The 12,316-nt window shown below is 74.1% G+C and carries 10 protein-coding genes and 1 pseudogene; 3 read left to right on the top strand and 8 right to left on the bottom strand.

Annotation, left to right across the window (positions count from 1 at the left end; genetic code table 11):
• Positions 1–50: 50 nt before the first annotated feature.
• From FB380_RS00915 to FB380_RS00885, 7 genes are all read right to left on the bottom strand, one after another.
• The gene (locus FB380_RS00915) at positions 51–923 is read right to left on the bottom strand and encodes a polysaccharide deacetylase family protein (RefSeq protein ID WP_166753439.1); all 873 of its coding nucleotides are present in this window, start codon (positions 921–923) and stop codon (positions 51–53) included.
• Positions 924–1,175: 252 nt separating this feature from the next.
• A complete protein-coding gene (locus FB380_RS00910; protein ID WP_166755946.1) occupies positions 1,176–2,645 on the bottom strand; it encodes an HNH endonuclease signature motif containing protein in 1,470 nt (489 codons plus the stop codon).
• 228 nt (positions 2,646–2,873) lie between these two features.
• The gene (locus tag FB380_RS00905) at positions 2,874–4,421 is read right to left on the bottom strand and encodes a DUF2252 domain-containing protein (protein ID WP_166753438.1); all 1,548 of its coding nucleotides are present in this window, start codon (positions 4,419–4,421) and stop codon (positions 2,874–2,876) included.
• A 195-nt stretch (positions 4,422–4,616) separates the two neighbouring features.
• A complete protein-coding gene (locus FB380_RS00900; protein WP_166753437.1) occupies positions 4,617–5,636 on the bottom strand; it encodes an ABC transporter permease subunit in 1,020 nt (339 codons plus the stop codon).
• Positions 5,633–6,547, bottom strand: a complete 915-nt coding sequence (locus FB380_RS00895) for an ABC transporter ATP-binding protein (protein WP_166753436.1) — start codon at positions 6,545–6,547, stop codon at positions 5,633–5,635. Before FB380_RS00895 ends, FB380_RS00900 begins: the two co-directional genes overlap by 4 nt.
• A 108-nt stretch (positions 6,548–6,655) precedes the next feature.
• Positions 6,656–7,651, bottom strand: a complete 996-nt coding sequence (locus tag FB380_RS00890) for an MsnO8 family LLM class oxidoreductase (RefSeq protein WP_166753435.1) — start codon at positions 7,649–7,651, stop codon at positions 6,656–6,658.
• On the bottom strand, positions 7,651–8,763 hold the full coding sequence (locus tag FB380_RS00885) for a spore photoproduct lyase family protein (protein WP_166753434.1): 1,113 nt from the start codon (positions 8,761–8,763) through the stop codon (positions 7,651–7,653). The genes FB380_RS00890 and FB380_RS00885 overlap by 1 nt, the downstream gene beginning before the upstream one ends.
• A 99-nt stretch (positions 8,764–8,862) precedes the next feature.
• Here FB380_RS00885 and FB380_RS24020 point away from each other — a divergent pair, with 99 nt between their 5' ends.
• Positions 8,863–9,282 (top strand): DUF350 domain-containing protein, encoded by a 420-nt coding sequence (locus FB380_RS24020; protein ID WP_036337523.1) that lies wholly within the window; start codon positions 8,863–8,865, stop codon positions 9,280–9,282.
• Between the two features lie 41 nt (positions 9,283–9,323).
• On the opposite strand, the pseudogene FB380_RS00880 reads toward FB380_RS24020, so the two are convergent.
• Positions 9,324–10,172 (bottom strand): annotated as a pseudogene (locus FB380_RS00880) (EamA family transporter); the annotation flags it as partial.
• 72 nt (positions 10,173–10,244) lie between these two features.
• Between FB380_RS00880 and FB380_RS00875 the strand changes: the two are divergent.
• Both FB380_RS00875 and FB380_RS00870 read left to right on the top strand, forming a co-directional pair.
• Complete coding sequence (locus tag FB380_RS00875; protein ID WP_166753432.1) at positions 10,245–11,171, top strand: LysR family transcriptional regulator; 927 nt, start codon at positions 10,245–10,247, stop codon at positions 11,169–11,171.
• A gap of 183 nt (positions 11,172–11,354) precedes the next feature.
• Positions 11,355–12,308, top strand: coding sequence for a GGDEF domain-containing protein (locus tag FB380_RS00870; protein ID WP_166753431.1), 954 nt, complete (start codon positions 11,355–11,357; stop codon positions 12,306–12,308).
• Positions 12,309–12,316 lie beyond the last annotated feature (8 nt).

Below are 12,316 nucleotides of genomic sequence, written 5' to 3'. Positions count from 1 at the left end.
CGCACGAGGGAGCGCACTCCGGCCGATGCCGGCCGGACGGCCGTCCGGGGTCAGAAGTCGCTGTCGAGGTGGCCGAGGAGCGTCGGCCCGTCCCAGGTCGGCGGCGGCATGATCCGCCGGATGGTGAGCAGCGGCTGCGCCGGGTCGGTGGGCTCGGAGAGCTGGAACGCGGCCCGGTAGCCCGCGGCGGCGACGTGCGGCAGCGCCTCCTGGCTCCACATGCCGTGCGGGTAGGCGAGCAGGTCGACCGGGTGGCCCAAGATGCCGGCGAGGGTGGCCGCCGGGGCGTCGAGCTGCTCGGTCCACTGGTCACCGGTCAGCTGGTCCATCCGCTGGTGGTCCCAGCTGTGCGCGCCGATCGTCATGCCCGCCGCCTCGAGCTCCCGCAGCTGGTCGCTGCTGAGCCAGTCGGGCTTGTCCAGCACCACGGTCATCGGGAAGAACGCCGCCGGGAAGCCGAACTGGCGGAGCACCGGTAGGGCCGCCGTGACATGGGTGACCGACCCGTCGTCGAACGTCAGCAGGACCGGCCGGTCGGGGAGGGCGGTGCCGAACTGCAGGTGGTCGACGAGCGCCGGGGCGGTGACCGGGGTGTACCCGCCGTCGCGCAGGGCCTGGAGCTGGGCGGTGAGCACGGCCGGGGGCGTGATGATCGTGCGGGCGTAGGCGCTGTCGTCGGGGCGGAACTCGCGGATCTGGTGGAAGCAGAGCACCGGCACCGTCGACCGGGCGAGGATCTCCGCCGGTGTCCCCGGGGTGGGCGCGGGTTCCTCGGTGGGGCTGGGGGCTGCGCTGGAGGACTCGGCTGCCGACCTCGTGGGCGTCGCGGACGTGCTCGATGCAGCTTCCGAGGAGCTGTCGGACCGGCTGCACCCAGCGAGGAACAACGCGCCGCTGGCAGCCAGGAAGTCACGTCTGCGCACGGCCTCACCGTCGCGCACCGAGGGGTGCCGGTGCAAACCCCTCTCGACGTGTCGCCGGCAGGCGAGCAGCCGCAGGGACGACAGGAGGCCTTGGCAGAGGTCGGTCGCAGGTGGACAAGTCGGCAGGTGGGCTTGACGACGACAGCGCTCGTCGACAAGCGGGCATGTCGACGGAGCGGCATGTCGACATGAGGCGACTCGACAGGAGGTCGTCGACACAGGGGCAGGCCGGGGCGACGCCTGCTGCGGGGGTCAGAAGGGTGGCGGATCGTCAGTCGGGTCGGAGGGTGGTGGTCCCGCTGAGGGTCCTGGCTGGGAGGCCGCGCTCTCCGGCGGTGAGGAGTCGGGTGGTCGTTGGCCGGGTGGTCGTTGGCTGGGTGGTCGGGTGATCCGGGTGACGCCGCTGGGGGTGGTGACGTGCAGGGTCCCGTCCCTGTCGAGCCGGTACTGCCAGCCGGGGGCGAAGGTCTTGAGTCGGTGGTGGGAGCGGCACAGGCAGCAGAGGTTGGTGCAGTCGGTGGCTCCGCCGCAGGCGTGGGCGGTGACGTGGTCGAGGTCGGTCCAGCCGACGCGTTGGCCGCAGTTGGGGAACCGGCGGCGTTGGTCGCGGGTGAGGACGAAGGCGCGTTGGCGGTCGGTGGGTCGGTAGGCGTCGGTCGGTGGTGGCGGCCCGGGCACCGCGCAGTCGCACGGCCGGCTGCCCGCCTCGCCGTCCCCGTCGCATCCGTCTCCGCCGCCGCCTCCATTGCGCCCTTCTCCGTTGGCGCGCCGGTCGGCAGCGCCGCCGGCGCGATCGTTCGGGTGACTGGGGCAGCCGCGGCGGGCCAGGCGGGCGAGTTCGGCGGGGGTGAGCGTGGCCAGCAGCTGCCCGTTCGGGCCGGTGAGGGCGTAGGTCAGGGTGCCGCCCTCGGGGGTGGTGAGGCCCAGTGCGCCGACCCGAGCGAGGAGTTCGCGCAGGTGGGCGGCGGTGATCGGCAGCCCGTTGACCTCACCCGGTGTGCTGCTGGCACCGGTGAGGGCGGCCAGGTCGGCGGTGATCGTCAGGTGGGCGGCCACCGCGGGCAGGCCGGTGTCGGCGGGGCGGCGGATCAGCGCCGAGAGCACGTGCGCCCGCAGCGCCCCGATCGGGCGGGGGTCGCCGTCGGCTTTGAGCATCCGCGCGAGTTGGTCGAGCAGGTCGTGGCACTCGGCGGCCTCGTCGGTGGGCAGGTCCGCGGCCAACGTGGACCGGCCGTCGATCCCTGAGGGGTAGAGGCGTACGTCGGCGGACTTCGCGGCTTCGGCCCGGCGTTCCTCGGCGGCCGCGGCGTCCAGGCGGAGCAGTTCCTCGGTGGCGCGTTTCTCCAGCCGGGCCACCGACAGGTCCCGCGCCTGGTCCAGCAGCGCGGCCTCGACCTGGCCGGCGAGCTGGGCGTGGGTGTGCTCCAGAACATCGGCCAGTACCTGGGCGCGGCGTTCGTCCAGTTCCCCGGTGGCCAGGGCGGCGAAGGTGCCCGGCAGCTTCCTCGACCAGGTCAGTGCCCGCCGCAACCGGACCGCCGCCGTCCCCCGACCGAGGTTGAGGACGGTGGCGAGTTCGGCGAGGAAGAACTCACTGATCTCCTCACCGCCGGGCTCATTGGCCCACCCGGGCCGTCGGGCTCCGGGGCCGTCGGGGTCCAGGGCGGCGGGCCGGTGGCCGGCCAGCTCCAGGATCAGCTCGGCCTCCTCAGCGGCGGCCATCGCCCGCCGCCGCTGCACGGCCCGCAACCAGGCAGCCAGCTGCCGGTCACGCGACCCAGGCTCGGCCGACGCCCTCCGGGCACCGTGCAGGCTGCCGGTGAAGAACACGTCGACGACCGCACCCAGCGGGCCGGAAGGCAGCGTCGTCGTCACGCATCGAACATACGTTCGAGGTCTGACAGTTCCGGCGGGGACGGGACGGCAGCCCCGCCCCCGCCGGCTGCGGGGTCAGCGGTAGACGACGTCCACGCTGCGGAAGGCGCCCAGGGCGTGGTCAGCGACGAAGTGCTCGTGGTCCCGGCGGACCCGCTCGGCGGCCTCCTCGGCGAAGCGCAGGATGTCGTCGACGAACAGGTCCCGCCCGCCGATCGCCTCCAGGATCGCGGGCTCGACGTCGTAGTCGACGTTGCCGGCATCGTCGGACATCGCGTGGGTGTGCGCGAGGACCCGGCCGCAGATCTCCGCGTACTCCTTCCACTCGTCGGTCGACAGCGAGCCGAGGCTGATGTCGTCGCGGAAGGGGGCCCGCTCGCGCACCATGAAGCTCTTGCCGTCGATGTCGACGCTGCCGTAGAAGACGTCGCCGTCGACCAGGTGCACCCGCTGCGCGTGCCGGATCCGGTCACCCTGCGCGTCGACCTCGTACCCCGAGGGCGGCACCAGCCCGGCCAGCGCCGACCGGCGGGCGCGCTTGAACTCCAGGAGCAGGTCGTCGGTGCCGTCGTCCCGCACGCCGGCGATGAGCACGTAGAACCGGGTGAGCCCGAGCGACGCAGTACCGCTGCCGCGCTTCTCGGCGACGTCCTTCACCCGCATCTTTCCGGCCCGCTCCGGCACGGCGACCTCGTTCTCCTTCAGGTACCGGTCGACGATGCCCTGGAACTCCTCGCGGCGGCTGCTGACCGGCACGAGCTCCTCGTCGGTGCGGAAACCGCGGCGGGTGTCCTCCAGCAGGTCCGCCAGCCACTCGGCCCGGCTGGTCTCCAGCGTGCTGGCGATCAGCTCCGCGATCAGCGGCGGGGCGTTGTCCATCCGCAGCTGCTCGGTCTGCTCCTGGCCGTCAGCGGCGTAGGAGGCGATCCCGGCCACGTAGCCGCGCAGGAACCGGCGGGCGATGGCCCGCTGCTTCTTCGGGCCGTGGCCGGACTTCTCGGCTGCGCCGAGCATGAAGCCGACGGCGCCGCGCTTGAGGTCCCAGGTGAAGGGCGCGTAGTAGGCGTCGTCGAAGTCGTTGACGCCGAAGATCGGCACGTTGTCCGAGCTCGGCATCACGCCGAAGTTGCCGGGGTGGACGTCGCCGAGGGCGAGCACCGTGGGCAGCCGGGCGTCCTCGCCGACCAGGTCGCGGTAGAAGAGCAGGTTGGTGCCGCGGAAGAAGTGGAAGACCGAGCCGGCGAGCTTGTCGAACTTCTCGCGAGCCTCCAGGTCGCCGGTCGCGATGCGGGTCTCGTGGTCCTCACGGACGGTCTCCCGCACGTGCACCCGGCGGTCGTTGCCGGTGAGCATGCGGGGGATCAGCACCATCTCGCCGCGGGCCCGCGCCTCGGCCAGCAGCCGGAAGGCGTCGACCCGGGAGTGCACCGGACGCGACCCGTCGCCGCGGACGCCGTCGGACGAGGCACCGTCGGACGAGGCGCCGTCGGACGAGGCGCCGTCGCCGGACGTCAGCGCGTCGACCAGTTGCTCCTTGGTCATCGACGAACGTCCGGGTACGTCCTGCTCACGCGCGCGGCGGAGCAGTTCGGTGCGGGTGGCGGACTCGAGGTCTGTGTCCATGCCCTCCGCCTACCCGCGACCCTCCCCGGCCCCAAACGCCTGTCATCGGGTCTTCAGACACCGGGGCGGCTCAGCGCACGAGGCGGACCTCCGCCGGCCCTGCCCGTCCGCCGCCGGTGAGGTTCGGCCCCGGCTGCACGGTGGGACCAGTGGCCGCGGAGGAGGGGACGGGGCGCCGAGAGCGCGCAGGCGCGCTCAGTGCAGGTCCCGGCGGGCGAAGAGCACGGTGCCCAGGAGCAGGACGACGGCCGTCACCACGGTCATGTAGACGCCGGCCTGCAGGTTCCCCAGGACGTACACGGTGGACTCCCCGGTGACCCGGTCCGAGCCGGTGAACAGGCTCAGCCCGTCGGGCACCACCAGGGCCGAGGCGTTGTTCGTGAGCAGCCAGGGCTGCCACGCCGGGCGCACCGCCCGCACCGCCGTCTCGAGCACCGCGAAGTAGACGAACCCGATCCCGAGCGTCGCGCCGGTGTTGCGGACCAGGTTCGTGAGCCCGAACCCGAGCAGCCCGGTCAGCGTGGTGAGCAGCACCCCGCGGCCCCCGGTGGCCAGCAGCTCCGACCAGAAGCCGTCGGGGAGGGCGACGCCGTCGCCGGCGAAGGACCGCCACAGGCCGGCCATCGCCAGCCACGCGCCCTGCGCGACCACCCCGAGGACGGCGGAGGCGACGGCGACGACCACGATCTTCGCGCCGAGCACCCGCGGCCGCCGGGTCTCCCAGAACAGCAGCGCCACCATCGACCGGGACGACCACTCGGCGCCGACGAACGTGGCGCCGATCAGGAAGGCGAGCACCGCACCGGCTGCGCTGAACGCCACCGCCCCGGCGACGCCGTCCGCGGAGAACGAGAACGGCGCCGGGTCCAGGTACCAGTCGAGGTCGAGGTCCGCGGCGGTGACCGGTGGGCCGCAGAACTCCTCGGGGGAGACGTCCGGCGGGACGTCGGCCGAGGCCAGGCACTGCTCCCGGAACTCGTTCGACCGTTCCACCTCCGCCTGCAGCTCCTGCTGGGCCGCGGCGAGCCGCTCCGGCGTGGGGGTGGCGAACTGCGTGAGGCCGACGGCGGTGAACGCGGCCCAGCCGAGCACCGCCAGGAGCAGCAGGACCTGGATGAACCGGCGGGCGCCGAAGCGGTGCGCCTCGGCCCTCAGCAGTCCGCCGAACCGGCCGGCGGGTGCGGTCGGGGGTGCCTCGGTGCGGACGGCGGTCATGCCGGCTCCGCCGTCAGCGCCAGGAACGCGCTCTCCAGGTCGGCCGCCACCGGGGTCAGCTCCTCCAGGTAGTGACCGTGCTGCGCGAGCACCCGGGTGACCTCACCCGGAGCCGGGACGGCGGAGACGAGCAGTGCGTCCTCGGTCGGGGTGACGCTGAAACCGGCGGCGGTGAGCACCGCGGTCGCGGCAGCCCGGTCGGGCACCCGCACCCGCACGTCGCCGGAGGAACGGCCGGCGAGCACCTCGTGCACCGGTCCCGAGGCGATGCAGCGGCCACGCGCCATGATCGAGACCCGGTCGGCGACCTGCTCGATCTCGGCCAGCAGGTGCGAGCTGAGCAGCACCGTCGTCGAGCCGTCGTGGCCCAGCCGGCGGATGAGCTCGCGCACGTCCCGGATGCCGGCCGGGTCCAGCCCGTTGCTGGGCTCGTCCAGGATCAGCAGTCGCGGGGACTTCAGCAGCGCCGCGGCGATGCCCAGCCGCTGCTTCATCCCCAGCGAGTACCCCTTGAACCTGTCGTCGGCCCGGTCGCGCAGCTCGACGGTCTCCAGCACCTCCTCGACCCGGGTGCGGGGCAGCCCGGCCGTCTCGGCGAGCAGCCGCAGGTTGCGGCGGCCGGAGAAGCCGGGGAAGAACAGCGGGGTCTCGACCAGGGCGCCCACGCTGCCGATGACCTGCGGGAGCCCGTCGGGCACCGGCCGGTCCAGCAGCCGCACGTCCCCGGCGTCGGGCCGGATCAGGCCCAGCAGCACCCGGATGGTGGTCGTCTTCCCCGAGCCGTTCGGGCCGAGGAACCCGTGCACGCCGCCGGACTCGACCACCAGGTCCAGGGAGTCCAGGGCCCGCTGCGGCGGACGGCCGCGCCGGGCGTAGCTCTTGGACACCGCGTGCATCTCCACGGCCGGCACGAGTGCCTCCTGTCGGGGGACGGGGCTGGGCGGGAGCACCGTGGCACAGCGCAGGGCCGGGCGACACCACCTGGCGTGCGTGTCCGGAACGGGTCCGGACGCCGGTGGTCAGGAGGCGGCGCGCGGCGACCCGAGGAGCCCGGCCAGGGCGGCGTCGGAGGCGGCCAGCGCCGCGCGGTCGGAGGTGCTGCTGGAGGCGACCAGCTCCGCGGCGCCGGTCCGCTCGCACAGCTCGGTCAGCCGGCTCGCCACCTGGGTGGGGCTGCCCGCGATCGCCGCGGCGGTGGTCTGCTCGACGTGGGACCGCTGGCGCGAGGTCCACGTGCGGGCCCGGATCGCGTCCACCGGTTCCAGGGGCGGGAAGGCGCCGGTGGTGCGGGCCTGGGCCATCGCCCAGGCCTCGGGCAGCAGCAGGTCGGCGGCCTCGGCGGCGGTGTCGGCGACCAGCACGTCGAGGCTGATCGCCACCCGCGGCTCCGGTGCCTCCTCGCTCGGCCGGTAGCTGCGCCGGTACCCCGCCAGCGCGGCCAGGCCGGGCTCCGGGTCCCCGGCCACGCCCAGCAGCGGGCCGCCCACGATCACCGGCAGCCCCAGCTCGGCCGCGACCGTGAGCCCCGAGCCGGTCGCCAGCACGTACATCGGGACGGCGGCGGCCGGGCGCGGGTGCGCGGTGATCGGCGCGGAGCCGGCGAGGAAGGCCCGGAGCTCGGTCAGGTCGCCGGCGAAGTCCGGCTCGCCGGTGGAGCGCAGCGCCTGCCGCACCGGCGCGGTGAAGCCGGGGGAGCGGCCCAGCCCGAGGTCGACCCGGCCGGGGGCGAACGCGCTCAGCGTGGCGAACTGCTCGGCGACGACCAGCGGCTGGTGGTGCGGCAGCATCACGCCCGCGGAGCCGAGCCGGACGGTCGTCGTCCGGCCCGCGATCACGGCCAGCAGCACCGCAGGGGTCGCGCCGGCGATGCCCGGGACGCCGTGGTGCTCGGCGACCCAGAACCGGTGGAGGCCCAGCCGCTCGGCGGCGACCGCCCGCTCGACGGTGCCGGTCAGCGCGGCGGCGTCCGGTTCGCCCACGCGGGTGCGTGCGCGGTCCAGCAGGGACAGCAGCATCAGAACGCGTAGCGGACGCGCAGCCACGGGGCGTGCTGCCGGATGAGCTGCTGCAGCCGGTCGACGCCGGCGCGCTTGACGTCGTTGCGGTAGCGGACGTTGAGCATGCCGTTCTGGCTGACCTTGGGCTGCTGCAGCTCCGGGCGCCACAGCAGCTCCTCGGCCTGCGGGTGCCAGCCCAGGTTGACCTCGTGCAGCTGCTCGTTGTGGGTCAGCATGATGATCTCGGTGGCCGCCTGCGCCTTGGTGGCGTCGGACAGCTCGTCGTCCAGCTGCTGCAGCAGCGTCGTCCAGTCCGCCTCCCACCCGTCGCGGAGGACGACGGGGGAGAAGTTGAGGTGCACCTCGTAGCCGGCCTCGACGAAGTCGTCGATCGCCGCGATCCGCTCGTCGATCCGGCTGGTGCGGACGTCGAGTGAGTGCGCGTCGGCATCGGGCATCAGGGAGAAGCGCACCCGGGTGCGGCCCTGCGGGTCGAGGTCCAGCAGCTGCCGGTTGACGAACTTGGTGGCGAAGGAGGCCTTGGCGGTGGGCAGCGTGCGGAAGGTGGCGACCAGGTCGGCGATGTTGTCGCTGACCATCGCGTCGACCGAGCAGTCGCTGTTCTCGCCCAGGTCGTAGACCCAGTCGAACGGGTCGCACTCGTTGGGCTCGGGCTTCACGCCCTGCCGGTCGACGTGGCGGCGCACCGCCCGGGTGATCTGGTCGATGTTGGTGAAGACCGTGATCGGGTTGGCGTAACCCTTGCGCCGCGGCACGTAGCAGTAGGCGCAGGCCATCGCGCAGCCGTTCGCGGTCGACGGCGCGATGAAGTCCGCCGACCGGCCGTTGGGGCGCACCGTGACCGACTTCTTGACCCCGAGCACCAGCGTCTCGGTCTTCACCCGCACCCAGCGCTCGACGTTGCCCTCGTTGCCGTGCAGGTCGGGGATCTGCCAGTGCGAGGGCACCTCGACCAGCTCCGCGTCGGGGAACCGGGCCAGCACCTGCCGGCCGCGCGGCGAGGCGGCGGCCGCGGGTTCGGCGTAGACCGTCCGCACCTGCAGCAGCCGGTTCGACACCGGGGTCTCGGGCGGGAGGACGTCGTCGAACAGGGTCAGTGCGTCCGTCACACCGGGTGCAGCGCCGCCGGGCCGACCGCTGTTCCACCGGGCGGTGTGGTGCGGGCCCTAGGCTCAGCGCTCCGCCGTCCCCCAACTCGGAGGTCCTCTGTGCTGGCCAGCATCGGCTACGCCGTCGCCTACACCGGCGTCGGCATCCTGCTGCTCGTGGTGGGCGCCCTCGCTCTCGACCTGCTCACCCCCGGCCACCTGGCCAAGCACATCTACGAGGAACGCTCGGTCAACGCCGGCATCGCGCTGGCAGCCGGCTTCCTCGGCCAGGGCGCGATCGCGTTCACCACCATCTGGACGAACGCGACCAGCGGATTCGGCCGGGCGCTGCTCTACACCGTCGTCTTCGGGCTGCTCGGCGTGCTGCTGCAGGCGCTGGCCTTCCTGCTGCTGGACCTGCTCACCCCCGGGCGGCTGGGCCAGCACCTCACCGAGGTGGCCTTCCACCCGGCCAGCCTGGTCTCCGCCGGCGCGACGCTGGCCGTCTCGGCGATCATCGTCGCCTCCATCTGGCCCTGACGGGGCTCCCGGCGGGTCCGTCCGGTCGTCGTCGCCAGCAGCACCCCGGCGACGACGAGGGCGCCGCAGCCGAGCTCCACGGCTGACGTGCTGTCGCCCAGCACCAGCCACGAGGTGCCGATGCCGACCACCGGCACCAGCATCGAGAACGGGGCGACGGTGCTCGACGGGTGCCGGGCCATCAGCGCCGTCCAGAGGCCGGACCCGAGCAGGGTGGCCACCACGACGGTGTAGAGCAGCCCCGCCAGTGCCAGCAGCCCCTGCTGGCTGCCCAGTGTGGTGAAGGAGCGGGCGATCGCGTCCGGGCCCTCGGCGACCAGGGCGACCCCGAGCATCGGCAGCGGGGGCACCACGCTCATCCAGAGGGTGAGCTTGAGCGGCTCGGACGCCCGCGCCTGCCGGGTGCAGAGGTTGCCCAGCGCCCAGCCCAGCCCGCCGCAGAGGGTGAGCAGCACGGGCAGCGCCAGCGCGGTGCCCCCGAGGTCGGCCCGGTAGAGGGCGATGCCGCCCAGGCCGGCGACCGCGATGCCGATGCCGGTGAGCTGGCGGGCGGTGAGCCGCTCGTGCAGCAGCAGCCCGGCCAGCAGCACGGTGAACGGTGCCGAGGACTGCAGCACCAGCGAGGCCAGCCCGGTCGGCATGCCGGTGTCCATCGCCAGGTAGAGGAAGAAGAACTGCAGGACGCCGAACCCGGTGCCGTAGCCGATCAGCCAGCGGAGCGGGACGTCGGGGCGCGGCACGAACAACAGCGTCGGGACGGCGAGGACGGCGAAGCGCAGCGCCACCAGGGCGAAGGGCGGGAACTGCTCCAGCGACAGGTGGATGGCGGTGAAGTTCAGCCCCCAGAGCACGGCGACGAGGCAGGCGAGCAGGCGGTCACGAGGGGGCACAGGGGTGAGCGTGCCGCCCGCCGTCGTCCAACTCCAGTGAAGAGATGTTGACCGTCCTTGCAGACTGGCTACATGGACCTGCGCACCCTCGAGACGCTGCGCGCCGTCCGCAGCCAGGGCGGGGTGACCGCGGCGGCCGCCGTGCTGCACCTCACGCCGTCGGCGGTCTCCCAGCAACTGGCCGGGCTCGCCGCGGAGATGGGGGTGGCGCTCACCGAGCGGGTGGGGCGCGGGCTGCGGCTCACCCCGGCGGGTGCGGCGCTGGCCGATGCCGCCGTCGACGTCGCCGTCGCCGTCGAGCGGGCCCGTGCCGCCTGCCAGGGGCACCGGGACTCACCCGTCGGCACGGTGCGCGTCTCGGCCTTCCAGAGCGCGGCACAGCTGGTCTTCCCCCGGCTGCTCGGCGCGGTGGCCGGGTGGGGCGGCGTGACCCTGGAGTGCAGCGACGAGGACGTCGCGCTCGCCGACTTCCCCGACCTCACCGACCGCTTCGACGTGGTGGTCGCCCACCGGCCGGACGGCGCCGCGGACTGGCCCGCCGGCGTGCGCGTCGTGCCCCTGTTCCGGGAACCGCTGGACGTCGCGGTGAGCCCGCACCACCCGCTCGCCGGCCGGGTCGAGATCAGCCCCGAGGAGCTGGCCGGCGAGGCGTGGATCACCGTGCGGGACGGGTTCCCCGTCGCGCCGGTGCTCGCCGCGGTGGCGGCGCGGTCCGGGGCCGCCCCGCGGATCGCCCACCGGATCAACGACTTCGCCGTCGCCAGGGCGATGGTCGCGGCCGGGCACGGGATCTCGCTGCTGCCCCGGCACACCACGCCGGCCTCCCCGGGGGTGCACCTGCTGCGGCTGACCGGGGTGCCGGCCGGGCGCCGGGTGGAGGCCCTGCTGCGTCCGGACCGGGCGGAGCGGCGGGTGGTGACGCGGGTGGTCGGCGCGCTGACGGCACTGGCTGCCGAGATCGACCACCGTGCCGGCCGGCCTCCTGACCGATCCGGGTGAGGTCCTGCCGGGAACCGGGCCGGTGACCGGGAGTCAGCAGCTAGGTTGCCCACAACGGAACCGCCCGGTCTCGCACGTGTGCCAGGACCGGCCGGCACCGCGCCCAGCGAGCAACGGACGCAGCGAACAGCGGACCCGGTGAGCAGCGGACCCAGGACGAGGACCAGGAGGTGGCAGCAGCAGATGCGCAGCGGACCCGAGGTGGCCACCGCCCGCGTCATCGCCCCGGTCATCGGGGCGCTGTACCTCGCCGGTGGCCTCGCCGTCCTCGCCGTCGTGCTGCTGGGCGGAGCCGGCGTCTCCCCGGTGCTGGCGGTGATCGGCCCGGTCGCCCTGCTCAGCGGCGGTGCGGTGGTCCGCTGGGGCCACCACCTGCCGCGGTCGTCGTTCCACCTCATGGTGCCCGTCGGCGCCGCGCTGATCAGCACCGTCGTGTACGCGGCGCCCGACCCGGCGTCGGCCATGGCGTTGGCCAGCATCTACTGCTTCGTCGCGGTGGCCGCGTTCTTCCTCTTCGCCCTCCCGGTGGCCGCCGTGTACCTGGCGCTCGCGCTCGCCGCCTGCACCGTCGTCCTGCCCATCCGCGGGGTGTCGGCCGGGCCGGTCGTCGCGCTCGCCGTCGTCATGGCCGCGATCGGGCTGGTGGTCGCCACGCTGGCCCGGCGCGCCTCCGCCGCCAGCCTGGACGGGCTCACCGGCCTGGCCAACCGGCGCGGCTTCGACGACGCGCTCGAGGAGACGGTGCGGGTCGCCGGGCGCAGCGGCACCGACCTGTCCGTGGCGCTGGTCGACATCGACCACTTCAAGTCCATCAACGACCAGCACGGTCACGCCGCCGGCGACGAGCTGCTCCGGACGGTGGCCGACGAGTGGCTGCCCCGGGTGCCCCGTGGGTCGGTGCTGGCCCGGCACGGCGGGGACGAGTTCGCGCTGCTGCTGCCGTCCCACGGCGGCCCGGCCGCGCTGGCGGTGGTCGAGCGGCTGCGGCTCGCCTGCGCGGGCGTGCCGCTGTCGATCGGCGTCGCCGAGCACGAGCCGGGCGAACCGACCTCCCAGTTCATGCGCCGCGCCGACAGCGCCCTGTACCGCGCGAAGGCGGCCGGGCGCGCCCGCAGCGTCCTGCACGAGGACGGCTGAGGACCTCC

It is taken from the genome of Modestobacter marinus, assembly GCF_011758655.1.
Classification (GTDB): Bacteria; Actinomycetota; Actinomycetes; order Mycobacteriales; family Geodermatophilaceae; genus Modestobacter; species Modestobacter marinus.
The sequence above is the reverse complement of the archived record's forward strand: the minus strand, read 5'-3'. Positions and strand labels throughout refer to the sequence as shown.